18 protein-coding genes are annotated in these 17,061 nt (G+C 38.7%); 14 read left to right on the top strand and 4 right to left on the bottom strand.

Features of this window, described 5'->3' with window-relative positions:
* The first annotated feature begins 98 nt into the window (after positions 1-98).
* From CDOM16188_RS05840 to efp, 5 genes are all read left to right on the top strand, one after another.
* Positions 99-1,772 carry a 30S ribosomal protein S1 gene (locus CDOM16188_RS05840; protein ID WP_172200183.1) on the top strand — a complete coding sequence of 558 codons (1,674 nt, stop codon included), beginning with the start codon at positions 99-101 and terminating at the stop codon, positions 1,770-1,772.
* A 6-nt stretch (positions 1,773-1,778) separates the two neighbouring features.
* The gene (locus CDOM16188_RS05835; RefSeq protein ID WP_172200181.1) at positions 1,779-2,261 is read left to right on the top strand and encodes a hypothetical protein; all 483 of its coding nucleotides are present in this window, start codon (positions 1,779-1,781) and stop codon (positions 2,259-2,261) included.
* Positions 2,258-3,835: a phosphoglycerate dehydrogenase gene (gene serA / locus CDOM16188_RS05830; protein WP_172200178.1), complete on the top strand. Its 1,578-nt coding sequence runs from the start codon at positions 2,258-2,260 to the stop codon at positions 3,833-3,835. Before CDOM16188_RS05835 ends, serA begins: the two co-directional genes overlap by 4 nt.
* Positions 3,836-3,886: 51 nt before the next feature.
* Entirely contained in the window at positions 3,887-4,123 is a 237-nt protein-coding gene (locus CDOM16188_RS05825; RefSeq protein ID WP_253908141.1) for a hypothetical protein, read from the top strand.
* A gap of 128 nt (positions 4,124-4,251) precedes the next feature.
* A complete protein-coding gene (efp, locus tag CDOM16188_RS05820) occupies positions 4,252-4,818 on the top strand; it encodes an elongation factor P (RefSeq protein ID WP_169940415.1) in 567 nt (188 codons plus the stop codon).
* 329 nt (positions 4,819-5,147) lie between these two features.
* Here efp and CDOM16188_RS11430 read toward each other — a convergent pair whose 3' ends face one another.
* Positions 5,148-5,396 (bottom strand): SelT/SelW/SelH family protein, encoded by a 249-nt coding sequence (locus CDOM16188_RS11430; RefSeq protein ID WP_301538606.1) that lies wholly within the window; start codon positions 5,394-5,396, stop codon positions 5,148-5,150.
* Between the two features lie 90 nt (positions 5,397-5,486).
* Between CDOM16188_RS11430 and CDOM16188_RS05810 the strand changes: the two genes are divergently transcribed.
* The 6 genes from CDOM16188_RS05810 (at position 5,487) to CDOM16188_RS11190 (ending at position 11,556) form a co-directional block, all read left to right on the top strand.
* Positions 5,487-6,035, top strand: a complete 549-nt coding sequence (locus CDOM16188_RS05810) for a DJ-1 family glyoxalase III (RefSeq protein WP_172200175.1) — start codon at positions 5,487-5,489, stop codon at positions 6,033-6,035.
* Positions 6,036-6,145: 110 nt separating this feature from the next.
* Positions 6,146-6,388, top strand: a complete 243-nt coding sequence (locus CDOM16188_RS05805; protein WP_172200173.1) for an RNA-binding protein — start codon at positions 6,146-6,148, stop codon at positions 6,386-6,388.
* Positions 6,389-6,477: 89 nt separating this feature from the next.
* Positions 6,478-7,389 carry a glutamate--tRNA ligase family protein gene (locus CDOM16188_RS05800; RefSeq protein WP_172200171.1) on the top strand — a complete coding sequence of 304 codons (912 nt, stop codon included), beginning with the start codon at positions 6,478-6,480 and terminating at the stop codon, positions 7,387-7,389.
* Positions 7,390-7,431: 42 nt separating this feature from the next.
* The gene (gene dnaE / locus CDOM16188_RS05795) at positions 7,432-11,049 is read left to right on the top strand and encodes a DNA polymerase III subunit alpha (protein ID WP_172200169.1); all 3,618 of its coding nucleotides are present in this window, start codon (positions 7,432-7,434) and stop codon (positions 11,047-11,049) included.
* Between the two features lie 98 nt (positions 11,050-11,147).
* Positions 11,148-11,324, top strand: a complete 177-nt coding sequence (locus CDOM16188_RS11195; RefSeq protein WP_216656241.1) for a hypothetical protein — start codon at positions 11,148-11,150, stop codon at positions 11,322-11,324.
* The gene (locus CDOM16188_RS11190) at positions 11,287-11,556 is read left to right on the top strand and encodes a GNAT family N-acetyltransferase (protein ID WP_216656240.1); all 270 of its coding nucleotides are present in this window, start codon (positions 11,287-11,289) and stop codon (positions 11,554-11,556) included. Before CDOM16188_RS11195 ends, CDOM16188_RS11190 begins: the two co-directional genes overlap by 38 nt.
* A gap of 49 nt (positions 11,557-11,605) precedes the next feature.
* Here the strand turns inward: CDOM16188_RS11190 and CDOM16188_RS05785 are convergent, their stop codons facing one another.
* Genes CDOM16188_RS05785 through CDOM16188_RS05775 form a run of 3 tightly spaced genes read right to left on the bottom strand, consistent with a single transcriptional unit; the run spans position 11,606 to position 13,949 of the window.
* Positions 11,606-12,277, bottom strand: coding sequence for a cysteine hydrolase family protein (locus CDOM16188_RS05785; protein ID WP_172200167.1), 672 nt, complete (start codon positions 12,275-12,277; stop codon positions 11,606-11,608).
* 24 nt (positions 12,278-12,301) lie between these two features.
* Complete coding sequence (locus CDOM16188_RS05780; protein WP_172200165.1) at positions 12,302-13,300, bottom strand: PAS domain-containing sensor histidine kinase; 999 nt, start codon at positions 13,298-13,300, stop codon at positions 12,302-12,304.
* On the bottom strand, positions 13,293-13,949 hold the full coding sequence (locus CDOM16188_RS05775) for a DUF234 domain-containing protein (protein WP_253908140.1): 657 nt from the start codon (positions 13,947-13,949) through the stop codon (positions 13,293-13,295). Before CDOM16188_RS05775 ends, CDOM16188_RS05780 begins: the two co-directional genes overlap by 8 nt.
* Positions 13,950-14,009: 60 nt before the next feature.
* Between CDOM16188_RS05775 and CDOM16188_RS11290 the strand changes: the two genes are divergently transcribed.
* The 3 genes from CDOM16188_RS11290 (at position 14,010) to CDOM16188_RS05765 (ending at position 16,833) form a co-directional block, all read left to right on the top strand.
* Positions 14,010-14,153 carry a hypothetical protein gene (locus tag CDOM16188_RS11290; RefSeq protein ID WP_253908139.1) on the top strand — a complete coding sequence of 48 codons (144 nt, stop codon included), beginning with the start codon at positions 14,010-14,012 and terminating at the stop codon, positions 14,151-14,153.
* Positions 14,154-14,231: 78 nt separating this feature from the next.
* Complete coding sequence (locus CDOM16188_RS05770; RefSeq protein WP_172200163.1) at positions 14,232-15,551, top strand: aminotransferase class V-fold PLP-dependent enzyme; 1,320 nt, start codon at positions 14,232-14,234, stop codon at positions 15,549-15,551.
* Positions 15,552-15,720: 169 nt separating this feature from the next.
* Complete coding sequence (locus CDOM16188_RS05765) at positions 15,721-16,833, top strand: tetratricopeptide repeat protein (protein ID WP_172200161.1); 1,113 nt, start codon at positions 15,721-15,723, stop codon at positions 16,831-16,833.
* The last annotated feature ends 228 nt before the right edge of the window (positions 16,834-17,061 follow it).

Below are 17,061 nucleotides of genomic sequence, written 5' to 3'. Positions count from 1 at the left end.
AAATTCAGATAGTTAATCTGCAAATAAGATATTTTAAGTATAATAAATTCAATTTGCCCTCTTGTAGGCGCAGATAAAATATACTCAAAAGGACCAAGATGGCTGAGGTGAACAAAAATGTTCAAATAAATAAGGCAAAGGATGAAGATATCGAAGATATAGACTTTGCTGCGATGTTAGAGGAGTCTTTTAAAAAGACCGAAGAAGATAGCGACGGAATTATCGTTGATATAAAAGGCGATGAGGTTTTTGTCAATGTCGGTAAAAAATCAGAGGGTATTTTAAATATCTCTGAGATTAGCGATGAGGATGGAAATCTTAAATTTAATGTCGGCGATACGTTAAAAGTTGCGATTACTGGCTCAAGAGGCGGAAGGCCTATAGTTTCTCACAAAAAAGCTTTAAGAAAAGAGAAGGTTAAAGCTTATATAGATTCTTATAACGAAGATAGCGAAGATATTTTTGATGTAAAAATCGTAAGTAAGAACAAAGGCGGTTTCGTAGCTCAAAATAACGACGGCATAGAATTTTTCTTGCCGAAATCTCAAAGCGGCTTTAAGGATGCCGGCTCAATTATCGGAAAAACTTACAAAGTAAAAGTTATTAAAGTTGATAAAGAAGAGCAAAGCATAGTCGTTTCAAGAAAGAGAATACTTGACGAGAATCGTCGCAAGAAAAAAGAGGCTATCTCCTCAATAGTAGATAATCCAGAAGTTATAGAAGGAACGGTTAAAAAGATCACGACTTACGGTATGTTTGTTGATGTCGGTGGAGTCGATGGACTTGTTCATTATAGCGAAATCAGCTACAAAGGTCCCGTAAATCCGGGTTCGCTTTATCAAGAAGGCGACAAGGTTTTAGTTAAAGTTATCAAATACGATGATGATAAAAAACATCTTTCTTTATCGATTAAAGCCGCAATGCCTGATCCTTGGGATGAGATCAAAGATGGACTGGAAGTAGGCGATACTATAAAAGTAATCGTTAGCAATATCGAACCATACGGCGCATTCGTTGATCTTGGAAATGACATAGAGGGCTTTTTGCACATCTCTGAAATTTCGTGGGATAAAAATATCAAAAATCCAAAAGATCATATAAGCGAAGGCGAAGAGCTTGATGTCGAAGTTATCGAAATAGACGTAAAAGATCGCCGCTTAAGAGTAAGTTTAAAAAATCTTTTGCCAAAACCTTTTGATGAATTTAAAGCTAAATTTAAAGAAGGCGATGTGGTAAAAGGTACTGTTACTACGGTTACAAATTTTGGAGCTTTTGTTAAGATAGGAGCGGTTGAAGGATTGCTTCACAACGAAGATGCTTCATGGGATAGAAATGATAAGTGCAAAGATATGTTTAAAGTTGGCGATGAGATTGAAGTTAAGATCGTTAAGATCGACAATGCCGAGCAAAAAATTTCGCTTAGCTTAAAAGATCTAAAGCAAAGTCCTGTTCAAGAATACGCTAAAAAATACAATGTCGGCGATATCGTGACCGGCAAAATTCGCGATATTAAAGAATTTGGAATTTTTGTAGAGCTTGGCGATAATATCGATGCTCTTATTCGTAAAGAAGATATGGGTAATGTAAAAGTTGAAGAGCTTAATATTAATGATAATATCGAAGCTGCAATCGCATTTATCGACGAGAAAAAAAATAGAATTCGCCTAAGTATCAGACGTCTTGCTAAGCAAAAAGAGCGCGAAGTGCTAAATGAGATAAATAGCGATGACAAGGTAACTTTAGGCGATATCATTAAAGAACAATTGTCGTAAATTTAAATGAAACGGCATCTGTTTGCCTTTGTCGTCGTCTGCTTGTTGATTTTTGTTTGCGCTTCAGGCTTTATGCTTTGGAGATATGCAAATGCAAATTTGGCTCAAGGCGATTTGGGTAACGAAACAATTCAGCAAACAGAGATAAAAAATGAGAATAAACAGGTAAATTTGTGGGTGAATGAGCTTGCAAATTTGCCTCAAAAAGAGTATATTTTAGCGACTAACGAGATATTTATAGAGTTTAAAGACAAAGCAATTCGTAAAACCAAGAGTGTATATCAACTGATTATCGATAAAGACGATATATACTCTATGTTTTGTCTTAGCCAAACTCTTGATAGCGTCTCGGTTGATTTTAGTATAGTCAAGCAAAATTCAACAAATTTAATCTATCTAAACACACAAGATAAAGATGTCTTAAACCGTGTTATAAACGAACTTAAAACTTACGATATACACTCAAGCATAAAGGAGATCAGGTTATGAAAACGATAATTGTATGCGACGCTATTCATAAAATAGGTTTTGAAATTTTAAACCGAGAAGAAAATATAAAAGTAATAGATGCTACTTCGGTGCCAAAAGATGAACTTTTAAATATCATTGGAGAAGCTGATGTGGCTATTACTAGAAGCTCAACGGAGATTGATGAGAAATTTTTAAATGCTGCTAAAAATTTAAAAGCTCTCGTTAGAGCAGGGGTTGGCGTAGATAATGTTGATATAGACGGTTGCTCGAAGCGAGGCATTATCGCTATGAACGTTCCTACGGCAAACACGATAGCCGCAGTTGAGCTGACTATGGCTCATATGTTGGCTGCTGCAAGAAGCCTTCCTTATGCTCATAACGACCTTAAAATGGATAGAATTTGGAAGCGCGAGAAGTGGTATGGAGTTGAGCTTTTTAATAAAACTTTAGGCGTCATAGGATTTGGAAATATCGGCTCAAGAGTTGCCATTAGGGCGGCGTCTTTTGGTATGAAGATCATAGCTTACGATCCGTATATCGATCCGTCAAAAGTAACTGATATGGGCGGAGTTTATACGAGAGATTTTGATGATATCTTAGCTTGCGATTTTATCACTATCCACACGCCAAAGACCAAAGAAACCGCAAATATCATCGGCGAAAATGAAATTTTGAAGATGAAAGACGGTGTGCGACTTATCAACTGCGCTCGCGGCGGACTTTACAACGAAGAAGCGCTTTATAACGGACTAAAAAGCGGCAAGATAGCATTTGCCGGTATTGATGTATTCTCTCGTGAGCCGGCTACCGATCATCCTTTGCTTGACCTTGAAAATGTAAGCGTTACTCCTCATCTTGGCGCAAATACTCTTGAATCTCAAAGCAATATCGCAGTTGCTGCAGCCGAGCAAGCCATAAGTGCAGCTAGAGGCATAAGCTATCCAAACGCTTTAAATTTACCTATCAAGACAGAGGATTTACCGCCTTTTGTAGAGCCTTACATCGAGCTTATCTCAAAGATGTCGTTTTTAGGAGCACAGCTTACTCAGGCTCCTGTTAAGGCTATTAAGGTTGAAGCTAACGGGCAGGTGGGCAACTATATAAAATCAATGCTTACGTTTGCTATAGTCGGTGTTTTAAAAGAGAGTCTGGGGGACAAGATAAACTATGTAAACGCACAATTTATCGCCGATGAAAAGGGAATTTTAACAGATACTACTATCGTGCCTGAGAGCGGATATAAAAACAAAATCACAGTTAAAATAACCACCGATCAAGGCATCACTTCAGTTAGCGGCACGGTATTTAACGAAGCCGAGCAGCGCATAGTAAATATCAACGGCTTTAAGACCGATTTTAAACCAAAAGGCAAGATGATAATCTTTAAAAACTCAGACGTTCCTGGCGTTATTGCTAAGATAAGTGCAATTTTAGCCGAAGAGAAGATAAATATCGCGGACTTCCGTCTTGGACGCGACGATCATGGATTTGCGCTTGCGGTAGTGCTTGTAGATGAAAAAGTTTCCAAAGAGACTCTTGGCAAGCTTAACGAGCTTGATGTTTGCGTTTGGGCAAAATACGCTGTTATTTGATCATTCTAGCCCCTCTTTTGAGGGGTTATATCTTAAATTTAAAGGCTTTTATTGATTAAATTTTTCTATATTACGTTTTTGGCGGTTTTGTTTGCGGGCTGTGAAAGTGAAGTGCGTAAAAAAAGCGCTCAAAATTTTGAGAAAATTTTAGTCGAGAAAAAGAAATTTCAAAAAATGCCCGAGGATGAGCCAAGTGTTGGCGAACAATTAACAAGAGAGATTTATTCTCAGATGGATCACAGTAAGAAAAAAGAAGGAAAATTTAAATTCGGTAGCAAGCAAAACTAAAATTTGGCGCTAAATTTCACTTCTTGCTTTTTATATTTATAAAATTTACTACTAAATTTCCGCTTCAAATAATAATTTTATAATTGTAAATTTGATATAATCGCCAAGTTTATTTATAAGGAGAATTTATGGCGACATATTCAATGGGCGATTTAAAAAAGGGCTTAAAGATCGAATTAGACGGTATTCCTTACAAAGTAGTTGAATATCAACACGTAAAACCGGGCAAGGGAGCGGCTTTTGTAAGAGCTAAGATTAAGTCGTTTATAGACGGTAAAGTGCTTGAAAAGACATTTCACGCCGGAGATAAAGCCGATCAGCCGAATTTAGAAGAAAAACAGATGCAATATCTTTATGACGACGGCGAGTATTGCCAGTTTATGGATACCGCTACTTACGAGCAGGTGGCTATAAGCGATGATGATGTGGGCGATGTTAAAAAATGGATGATAGACGGAATGATGGTTGATATCCTCTTTCATAACGGCAAGGCTATCGGCGTGGAAGTTCCTCAGGTAGTTGAGCTAAAGATAGTTGAAACTCCACCAAATTTCAAAGGAGATACGCAAGGCGGTAAGAAGCCGGCTACGCTTGAAAGCGGCGCTGTGGTGCAAATTCCTTTTCACGTGCTTGAAGGTGAAGTTATCCGCGTAGATACCGTTAGAGGCGAGTATATCGAGCGAGCTAATAAATAAATTTAAAAATAGCCTTTTGGTGTTTTATAAAATTATCAAAAGGCACAACTTAAAATAATTTGGTTTTTCTAAAATCGCTTCTGCTTTTAGAAAAACCTATTAACTTAAGCCTCCATAGTACCGCAATATTAATTTTAAAATTATGAAATTCTTACTAAATGGCTATTTTAATCATTACTATATTTTTAAAGAAAATTTTTGAATCAAATGCGAAGAGACAATAATAAGAAAACAAAATAAGATTTAAAATCTTTTTGAGTTCTCTAATAAATTAAGATATCGCAAAAACAAAATAGTCAAAGCCAAATTTGACTTTGACTAATGATTTATCAAAGTGCCTTTATACGCTCTACTATTTCCATTATTTCGTCATGATTGGGAAGCGCATTTACCGATGTTCCTATTAAGTCTTTTTTGGAGTATAGCACGTTACCGTTCACTTCAATGATGAAATTGCCGCTATCTCCTACGACTTTACTTACCGATGCGCCAGGGACTTGTTCTAAAATTTTTTCTTCTACACGAGAAGCTGTCGGTCTGTAGTTTCAAGAGTTACAATAAGTTATCTTTACTTCCATTGCGAATTCCTTTCTGGTAAAAAGTTGAATAATTGTAACATATATTTGATAAAATAATATAAAATTTCACAAAAATTAAAAGGAGTAAATATGAAAAAAGTTGCTGTAATGCTTGCAAATGGCTTTGAAGAGATAGAAGCGATAACCATTATTGATATACTAAAAAGAGCCGGAGTTCAGGCGAAATTTGTAGGACTTGATGCAGATATTTTAACAGGAGCTCACGGAGTAAAAGTTCATGCCGATACTACTTTAGACAAAATTTCCGAGAGCGAGTTTGATATGATAGTGCTTCCGGGCGGCTTGCCGGGCGCTCAGCATTTGGCTGATAGCGATAGGATTAAAGCCGTTTTAAAAGAATTTGATCTTAACGGCAAATTTGTGGCAGCCATTTGCGCAGCGCCTATGGCTTTGGCAAAAGCAGGCATTATAAAACAAAGTTACACTTGTTATCCCGGCTTTGAAGCAAAAGTTGGTAAAGACGGCTATATAAGCTCACAAAATGTAGTAAAAGACGGCAACATCATCACTTCTCGCGGACCTGCTACGGCTATGGAATTTGCTCTTGAGCTGGTTAGAAATCTTTGTGGTGAGCAAATTTATAAAGATGTAAAAGAAGGTCTTTTGTTTGTTGGGTAAAATTTGACGAAATTTATCTTAAAGGGTAAATTTACTAGCTATTTTTTGCAAATTCAGGTATTATCAGACAACCGATTTTATCGGAAATTTGAATTTAAGGAAATGTTACTTTGAATATTTACGTCGGTAACTTGTCATATCGCATGACTGAGGCAGAACTTAAGGATACTTTTTCGCCGTTTGGCGAAGTAAAACGCGCAAAGATAGTAAGAGATCGCGAGACGGATCGCTCAAAGGGATTTGGATTTGTCGAGATGGATGACGCTGCAGGCGCAAAAGCGATAGAGGCACTAAACGATAAAGAGATCGGCGGTAGAACTTTAAGAGTCAATGAAGCTCGCCCGAAAGATTAAAATTTAGCCGCTCGCTTGGGCGGCTTTAAATTTATGTGATTAAATTTTCTTTTTTATTTTTAAAATTTCATAAGTCTTGACTATTCTAGATGAATTCTCAAATTATCTCTCGTATAGCTCCTACTCCAAGTGGATTTCTTCACGCCGGAAACGTATATAACTTTCTTTTAACCTATCTTTTTACACGTGCTTTTGACGGAATTTTGCACCTTCGTATTGATGATTACGATCTTGTGAGATACAAAAGCCAATATACCGAAAACATCTTTAGCGTGCTTGATATGCTTGGTATCGACTTTGACGGCGGAGCCAGCTCGGTGGCTGAATTTGAGACAAAATTTAGCTCTAAATTTAGAGCTTCAAGTTATGAAAATGCGCTTAATAGACTTGAAAATTTAGGAGTTTGCTATGCTTGCGAGTGCTCTCATTCGATGATAAATTCATTTGAAAACGGCATCTATAAACAAATTTGCCTAAACAAAAATCTAAAATTTACTCTGGATAAAACCTGCGTCAGACTTCACGTAGATAGCGAGGAGATGATAGAGGTTGGCTATGACGGCACAAAATTTGAGCTTATAAATTTAAGTCAAAACAAAAAGATAAATTTAGCTCAAAATATGGGTGATTTTATGATATATAAAAAAGACGGCACTGCCGCTTATAACCTTGCAAGCCTCGTTGATGACGAGCAGCTTGGAGTAAATTTGCTCGTGCGCGGAGAGGATCTGCTTGAGTGTTCGGCAGCTCAAAAATATACGGCAAATTTGCTTGGATTAAATTTCAAAAACTCAAATTTCATCCATCACAGCCTGCTTAAAAGCGGAGATAAAAAGCTATCAAAAACTTCAAATGCGCCTGCTGTGAATTTAAAAGACGGTGCAAAAATTCACTATAAATTTCTAGCTAAAAAACTCGGTTTAAACGAAGCAAAATGCGACACTTTATCAAATTTACTTGAAGCCTTTAAAGAAAATATAAGCCATATAAAAGCGCTCTAAAAGCTACTATTTTGTAAAATCAAGCCTAATAAAGGAATGATTATGAGCGATTTTACACATTTACATCTGCATACCGAATACTCCTTGCTTGATGGAGCCAACAAGATAAAAGAGCTTGCCAAGACGCTTAAAAAACAAGGCGTAAGCTCGGTAGCCATAACCGATCATGGAAATATGTTTGGCGCGATTGATTTTTACAAGACGATGAAGGGCGAGGGCATAAAGCCGATAATCGGGCTAGAAGCCTATATACACAACAGCGAAGATGTGGGCGACAAAAGCTCAAAGCAGCGCTTTCACCTGTGTCTTTTTGCTAAAAACGAGATCGGCTATAAAAATTTGATGTATCTAAGCTCGATGAGCTATATAGAGGGTTTTTATTACTATCCTCGTATCAATAAAAAACTGCTAAGAGAGCATAGCGAAGGTGTGATATGTAGCTCCGCTTGCCTTCAAGGCGAGGTGAATTGGCATCTAAACGAAAGCGAACGAAATTTGCGCTACGGAGCGGGTGGATATGAAAAAGCGCTTGAAGTGGCGCGCGAGTATAAGGAAATTTTCGGCGAGGACTTTTATCTTGAGATCATGCGCCACGGTATCGGTGATCAGCGTAGGATTGATGATCAAATTTTACGTATAGCAAAAGAGCTTGACATCAAGATAATCGCCACTAACGACACGCACTATACGTTTCAGCAAAGAGCCGACGCGCACGAAGTTTTCATGTGTATCGCGATGAACAAACTGCTTGATGATCCAAACCGCTTGCGCCATAGCGTGCATGAGTTTTACGTTAAGACTCCGGCTCAGATGAGCGAGCTTTTTGCCGATATCCCTGAAGCTATAGCAAACACGCAAGAGATTGCCGATAAATGCAATCTTGAGATAAAGCTTGGCGACGCTACACCTCCGAATTTTAAATTTACCCTTGAATGCGCAGCCGAGCGAGGACTAAGTCTGCCGGAGCCTGACAATCGCTACAGCTTTGCAAACGACTCGGTGTTTTTTGAGTATGAGTGTAGAAACGGTCTTGCCGAGCGGCTTAAATTTGTGCCTAAAGAAAAGCATGAAGAGTATAAAAAGCGCCTTGAGGTCGAGATAGATATCATCAATAAGATGAATTTTCCGGGCTACATGATGATCGTTTGGGATTTTATAAGGGAGGCTAAGAAGCGCGGCGTGCCGGTGGGTCCCGGACGTGGTTCGGCTGCCGGAAGCTTGGTGGCGTATAGTCTTAGGATAACCGATATTGATCCTATACCTTACAACCTGCTTTTTGAGAGGTTTTTAAATCCCGAGCGCGTAAGCATGCCCGATATTGACGTGGATTTTTGTCAGGATAGAAGAGGCGAGATAATTGATTATGTGATCGAAAAATACGGTAAATTTAACGTAGCTCAGGTTATAACGTTTGGTAAATTGCTTGCTAAAGGCGTCATCCGCGATGTCGCGCGGGTTTGCAATATGCCTTATGCCGAGGCTGACGCAATGGCAAAGCTTATACCTGATGAGCTTGGAATAACTCTTGAGGGTGCTTTTGAAAAAGAGCCAAAGATAAAAGAGCTCATCGATAAAAACGCAAATGCGGCTAGAATTTGGAAATTTGCACTTGATTTAGAGGGACTAAACCGCAACGCGGGTATGCACGCGGCGGGAGTTGTTATCTCAAACGAGGAACTTTGGAATAAAGCCCCGCTGTTTCGACAGCCAAATAGTGCCGAAGATCACTTTGTAACGCAATATAGTCTAAAATATCTTGAGGATGTGGATCTTATCAAATTTGACTTCCTTGGACTTAAAACCCTAACGGTTATTAATAACGCTATAAAGCTTATCAAAAATCGTTTTGGTAAGGATATCATCTGGGAGCAGATAAATATAAACGATCCTGAAGTTTATAAAACGATTCAAAGCGGACAAGCGATAGGACTGTTTCAGGTGGAAAGTGACGGCATGAGAAAGCTTGGATTTAGCCTAAGGCCTGACTGCTTTGAGGATATCGTGGCGATGCTTGCTCTTTATCGTCCCGGTCCTATGGAAAGCGGCATGCTTGATGATTTCGTTAAGCGTAAGCACGGAGAGGCTGAAATTTCATACGCATTTAAAGAGCTTAAGCCTATACTTGAGCCAACTTACGGCGTCATCGTCTATCAAGAGCAGGTCATGCAGATAGTTCAAACCATAGGCGGCTTTAGCCTTGGAGGTGCGGACTTGGTGCGCCGTGCAATGGGTAAAAAGATAAAAGAGGAGATGGATAGGCTCAAAGGGCAGTTCGTAGAAGGTGCGGTTGCAAAGGGGCTAAACGGAACAAAGGCCGATGAGCTATTTGATCTTATCGTAAAATTTGCAGGATATGGCTTTAATAAATCTCACTCCGCCGCTTACGCATTTATCACCTTTCAAACCGCATACCTAAAGACCTATTATCCTGCCGAATTTATGGCGGCTCTTTTAACGAGCGAGGAAGATAACGCGGATAAAATCGCAAAATACATCGACGAAACAAAGCGTATGAACATATCCATACTTCCTCCTTGCATAAATCGCTCTATGCAAGAATTTAGCGTTGTTAGCGAAAATGGAAGCGACGCTATTATTTACGGCCTTGGAGCGATTAAAGGCGTTGGCGGTGCAGCGATAGAAAATATCATTGAGGAGCGTAAAAATGGAGAATTTAAAGAGCTTGATGATTTTGTTTCGCGTATAGACAGCTTTAGGGTAAATAGAAGAGTTGTTGAAAGCCTCATAAAATCAGGCGCTTTTGATACTTTTGGCTTTACTAGAAAGATGATGTTTAATAACCTTGATAATATAATGGAAGCTTGCAAAAGTGCTGCGCAGATCAAGAAAAATAGCGCGGAAAGCCTCTTTGGCGAAGATGAGAGCATGAATAACGTGAAGGTAAATTTGCTAGCGGAAGATACGGAATTTGAGCTAAAAGAGAGGCTTTTATACGAAAGAGATAGCGTGGGAATTTATCTTTCGGGTCATCCTTTGCAGGACTTTAAGGCGCAAATTGACGAGATAAGCTACACTTTAAGCTCGGAATTTGAAAGTGTCGGCGAGAGTGCGGAGCTGCTTGTGGTTGGAAAGATCGAAGATATCAGCACGAGGATAGCTAAAAATAGCGGCAAGAAAATTGGCACCTTAAACGTGCTTGATTTTCACGGAAATATCGAAATAACGCTATTTGATCGCGAACTTGCCGAGCTTGAAAAGCTTGGAAATGCAGTTTATGAGACTCCTTACGCCTTTAAGATAAATTTCTCTCGAGACGGACAGTTCAACCGTATAAGGCTTATCGAGATGGTTAGTCTTGAGGACGCTAAAGATATGAATTTCAAGGCGCGAACCTTTAAGAAGCGAAATTTTAACGGCAACGGAAGCTATCAAAACTGCTCTAACGGCTCAAATTTAAAAGAAAAGCCTAGAAATTTAACACCGCTTGAGCTAAATTTGGACATGGTAAGCCTTAGCAAGGATATGATAACAAATATCTACCGCCTAGCTCAGCAAGATCACCGCAATGGAGTTGAAAAGAACAATAAAAGTCTAATCATAAAGATAGCTAACCCCGCGCAAAATCAAATTTTAGTTTATAACACGGAATTTGTAGTAAGCGATAATTTTGAAGAAAAGGTAAATAGCTTAGCAGTATAAACAGTGACTATACAAAACAGTTCAAAAGACGATGTAGGCGACATTTTATATCTTTATGACGAGGCGGTTAAGTTTTAAAGAATAAAAGGTGCTACTCCTTGGCCGAAATTTGGTCGCGAGTTTTAGAGACCGAGATCAAAGAAAATAGGCGGTTTAATATAAAAATAGAGGGCAAAATAGCTTGCATTTGGGCGATAACCTTTGATGACGCTCAAATTTGGCAAGAAAGAAACGCCGATGCCGCCATATATACATCTTATCGTGGCAAATCCTAGCTTTAGAGGACAAAATTTAGTTTGGCATATAGTAGATTGGGCTAAAGGGTATGCTCTAAAAAATAGTAAAAATTTTATCAGGCTTGATACGGTTAGCAAAAATTTAGGGCTTATTAAGCATTATCAAAAGTGCGGATTTTGCTTCCTTGGACTTACCGAGCTAAAGGATACTGAAGGCTTGCGCGTTCATTATCAAAATGCTAAAGTAAGCCTTTTTGAAATTCTTTTTTAATGCTAGAACAAGCGGCTTGCGGGTCGGCTTTGTTTAAATTCGCCTAAATTTATTTAAGAGACTTGACAACTTTTATATTTGCCGCTATTTGCATATGTCGTAAAAACACCAGATGATAAAAATCGCCGTTATGCCAAGGTGCGTCGTAGGTTTGTACCAGATCACTTACTACGATGACTTCGCGTTTGATGTTTTTTTCGTTTGCGCTTAGCTTGATGTGAAGGGCGAGGTTATAAACGCAAAGATCGGTGCAGTCGCCAAAGATGACAAAGGTATTCACATTTGGATTTTGCTCTAAAAAGCGGTTAAATCCTTCGCAATACGCCGAACTTATCGAGTTTTTATAATAAATTTTCATCTCATCAAAGAAGCTTAAATTTTTAAGCTCATCTATCGTCTCAGCCTCGCTCGTTCCTGCTATCGCATGTGGCGGGAAAGCGTCAAATTCGCTTGAAATTTCACCGTGGTTATCTTGGATCAGGATGAAATTTTTAAAGCCAAATTTATCGTGCGCTCTTTTAAATGTATCTGCCAAATTTTTAGCTATAGCGCCCACTCTTGGACTAGATAACGCGCCCTCACGGCAAAAGCCATTTATCATATCTACGCTTACGAAGACGATATTCTTGCTGCCGTTTTTAAAAAGCTCGCTCATCTTAAGTGGTTTTAGCTCTTCGTGCCAAATTTCTAATTCGTCTAAAATTTTTCTATCGAGTTTCATTTTTGCCTTTCAAATTTTATAAATTTACTCGCTTTTTGCCTTGTAAATAGGCAAATTTATGCAAAATCGCTTCGGATTTAGCATGATTTCGATACTTCCTTTGTGTGCGTTTATGATCTGCAAGCACAGGTGCAACCCAAGCCCGTTTCCTTTAAGCTTGCTCGTCTTAAACGGCTCAAAGACGATTTGCGCATTTGCTATATCTACTCCGCTATCAAATATGACGAAGCGATGTTCCTCGGCTGTTTTTTCATAATCAAGCCTTATCTCCCCGCTTTCATCATCGCCTTGCTCAATCGCGTCAATCGCGTTAAAAAGCATATTTTGAAAGACTATCGCAAGCAGGTCTTTGTCGCCATTATAGTAAGCGTTTGGAAAATTTAAGTTGAAATTTATATCTTTTGAATAAGCGTAATAAGCTATGGCTTCCTCGCATTCGCTTTTTAATTCGTTAAAATTAAACACGCTAGGATTTATGCTAAGCCCCTTTGTAAAGAGCAGGGTTGCTTTAATGATACGCTCTACTCGCCAAATAGCCCTTTGAATCTCGCTTACTACGGGCTTTGTTTTTTCATCGGCTCGCTTTAAAAGGGTTGAAGTTAGAAGCGAGATCGAACCTATGGGATTTCTTATCTCGTGAGCTAAGTGGGCGGCAACCTGTCCCATGGAGGCTAGTCGCTCTGTTCGCTTTTCTTTTGTTATGTCTGTTGCCGAGATGATTTTTTTGCCGTTTTTTTGAGTAGTTTTTATGAGATAAATTTGACCGTGTAGCTCTATCTCTTCGCTGTTTTCATCGATTAAATTTAAAAGCTTTGGAATTTTAAGTGCTTCTGAGTTTTGCAAGAAAATTTCGCCCTTTTCATCTATCACCCAGATGGCGGTAGGCAAAATTTCCACGATCTCTTTTATGAAATTTTGCAAATTTGAGTATGAATTCGTGAGGTTTTTATACTCTTGCTCGATTAGATAAGTCTGCTCTATCAGGCTTTTTAAGCCGTCTTGTATGCTTGTTTTTTCATCCATTTATCAGCTCCTCAAAATCTTTCATATCAAAAAGCATTACTCGCTCGTCTTTTAATCTCTCAAGCTCTTTGCTAAAGCCGCTCTTTGAAAAAAACGCAAATTTATACGGTTCAAGCTGCAATCTGCCACATTTTTTAGCAAGCAAATTTAGCACATTTTTGCATATCTTATGCTCTTTAAATTTCGCCTCTCCGACTATGATCTGCTCGTTAATTTTTAAAAACAGATCGATCTCAACCTCTCTTGTCCACAGGCTGCTTACTCTATCAAATTCTACGCCAAATTTGTGCGCTAAAAGCTCCCTGCAAACAAGCTCAAATCCAAAGCTTGCATAATCATCGAAATTCGCCCTTATATCTCGCATAACGTTATCAAATTTAGCCTCTTCAAGCAGGCTTAAATTTGGCTCTATAAATCTAAACCAAAATCTAGTGAAATTATCGCTAAAACGTATTTTATCCTCTACCTGATATCTTCTTAAATGCTTTTTTAAAAGCTGTCCTTTTGGTGCTTTTATAGGTTTTTCAAGGCTCTTTTCAACACTTATGAGCTCTCTTTCAAAAAGCTCTTTGTAAACTCGTTTGGCAACTTGTTGGGAGAAAATTTTATGGATATTAAACCGCTTTCTATCGCTTTTTGCAAGGCGCATTAGTGCAAGGCTAAGTTCGTTTTTAAGCGGAGTGTTAAAGCTAAATTTTGGTTTTAAATTTTGAAATTTTCTTACTATACAAACCTCAATCGCCTCAAAAATATCGTAAAAATTTGCACTTATATCATGAGCGTCAAAAACGCAATGGAAATTTATAAGCTCATGTATATCAAGGTGTTTGAAGCGTTTATAAGAGGATTTTAACGTATGGATTTGTTCTCCTTTTTAGCCCATTTTAGCACACTTTTGGTTATAATCACTTTTAAAAACTAAGGCGATAGTGTGCTGAATTTGGATGAAGTTAGAAAAAATATCATTTTAAAAGACGGAATTTATTATTTTGATTATACCGCTTCGGGGCTTGCTTATGGGCCTATCGAAAAAGAAGTTTTAAAATTTCTAAAAACCTATGCTAATACACATTCCGACAGCTCCTCAAACGCCATTTTAACCCAGCGCAGATACGAAAACGCAAGAAGCGAGCTTAAAAATTTGCTTGACCTTAACGATGAGTTTTATCTCATTGGCTGCGGAAGCGGAGCAAGTGCTGCCATCAAGAAATTTCAAGAGATTATGGGTATATACATACCTCCAAAAACACGCGAGAGATACCGTATAAAGGCGCTTTCAAACCTGCCTTTAGTTATCGTGGGACCTTACGAGCACCATTCAAACGAAGTTAGCTTTCGCGAAGGGATGTGTGATGTCGTTAGAATAGGGCTTGATGAGAGCGGAGGGATTGACTTTACGATGTTTGAGCGTGTGCTTGAGATGAATAAAAACCGCGAGATTATCGCCTCTTTTAGCGCAGCTTCAAACGTTACGGGTGTTATTGGCGATTATAAAAGAATTTATGAGATGATTAAAGCTCACGGCGGAGTGCTTGCGCTTGATGCGTCAAGCATTAGCGCTTATGCCAATGTGGATTGCAATTACTTTGATGCGCTGTTTTTAGCGCCTCATAAGCTGCTTGGCGGGGTCGGAAGCTGCGGACTTTTGGCGATTAGAAAATCGCTTATAGATAACTTTGAGCCTACTTTTGCGGCCGGTGGAACGGTGGCTTACGTAAGCAGGACGAGTCATCAATTTGTAAAGAATTTCGAGCGGCTAGAAGAGGGCGGCACTCCGGGGATAATTCAGATGATAAGGGCGAATTTGGCCTACAAGCTTAGAAATGAGATCGGATTTGAGCGCATTAAAGAGCGTGAAGATGAATTAAACGAGCTTTTTGCAAAAGAGCTTGCAAATATCGATGACGTGATTTGTTACTCGCCTAAAAATTTGGCTCGCGTGCCGATATTTGCGTTTAATGTTAAAGGCGTTTCGCCTTATGATTTTGCAGCAACTCTTAGTAATGACTACAGCATACAAACCCGTGCCGGATGTGCTTGTGCAGGACCTTACGGGCATGATTTACTAAATTTAAAAGACAATCAAACCTTTGATAAAAAGCCCGGCTGGGTTAGAGTGAGCCTGCACTATACGCATACTAAAGACGATGTGCTTTATCTTATAAGCGCTATTAAAAAAAGTATTGAGAAGCATAAAAACGTTTGGGGCGAGGAGCTTGCGCTTCACTCGATATTTGCGGGTAAAATTTAAGCCTAAAAATTTTAAATTCGCTCAATAATAACGATAATTTCAAACTCTAAATATTGTTACTAAAATTAATGTAACTATATAAAATTAGGTAAAAAAATTATTTATATTAATATTTTTAGAAAAAGCCTAGTATAATTGTGGTGGATAAATTTCATACTAGGAGGCTGTCATGAGAAAAGTTGTTTTTATCGTTTTTGCCGCACTTCTTGCACTATCGGCTCATGCAAGAACTAACGCATCAATAGCAAACGAGTTAAGAATAGACAGTAAATTTAGAGAGTCTATCCCGTTTGAGCACGAAGCTTGCGTAAAGGATAAGGTTTGGTCGTCTTGCAAACAGCTTGGCTCTCATTATGATTTCGGAAGACCGGGCATAGCAAGCGATCCGCAAAAGGCTATTATGTATTATAGATTGTGTTGCGACTTAAATGATCAAGACAAAATGTGCTGCGAAAAGGGTTACGCAAAAGAGCTTAAAGAAAAACGTGAAGCGGCTTGCAAGGCGAATGACGCTGCAAGTTGCGGTAAGCTCGCAGTCTCTGCGTATGACAAAAAGGATTTTGAAACTTCGTTTAAGTATGCAAAAAAGGGTTGTGAACTCGGCAAGGACGAGGATGCTTGCACTTATCTTGCTTATATGTACTACTACGGTCAGGGCGTAGAGAAGAATTATGAAAAGGCGTTTGAGGTCTATAACGGCTTGTGTGAAAGAGGAGTGTATAGTATGTGCCCTATGGTGAGCTTTTTTTACACCGATGGTATAGGTGTGAAAAAAGATATCAAAAAAGGCAAAGAAGTTTTAGAGAAAATTTGCCCTGATAAGTATCCGGAAGCTTGCGGCAGCTTAGGAGAGCTTTATGAAAGCGACAAATACGGCATGAAAGATGAGAAAAAGGCAAGCGAGCTATTTTCTATCGCTTGCAAACACAACAGAAAAAGCAAGGCTTGCGAAAAGCTAGGCAAAACCACAAGCGAGGAGATAGCTTGCGAAAACAAAGATCCGCACTCTTGCTATATGGCGGCGAACGCTCATAAAAACGATCCTGAAAAAATGCTTTATTATTATGATAAAGCTTGCGAATACGGATATAGCAACGGTTGCTTGCAGGCTTTGCCTCTTGTAGAAAAAGATGACAATAAAATAATGGAATATATATATAAAGCTTGCAAGCTAAATAATAGAGAGGCTTGCTTTACTTTTGAGGATATCGTCGGAAAGGCTTGCAGGGAAGGTAATAAAGAAATTTGCAGTTGGCGCAATAAGATGAAGCAAAGTAGGTAAATTTAACCTCGTTCCAAGCCGTTTGGTAAATTTGACATTCGGCTTGGTAAAATGATGTTAAATAGGCTTGCTTGCATCATCGTTTTATAAATATCGGCTTAAAATACTGCTTCTTTGGATTTTTTAATATATGTTCAAGATTTTTTGACCTTGCGAACGCGCTCCAAATTTGAACTAAACTGCGTTTAATGGCTAATTAAATTAGCTTGCCTTAATGCATAAATCGGT

It is taken from the genome of Campylobacter sp. RM16188, assembly GCF_012978795.1.
GTDB classification, from domain to species: Bacteria; Campylobacterota; Campylobacteria; order Campylobacterales; family Campylobacteraceae; genus Campylobacter_A; species Campylobacter_A canis.
The sequence above is the reverse complement of the archived record's forward strand: the minus strand, read 5'-3'. Positions and strand labels throughout refer to the sequence as shown.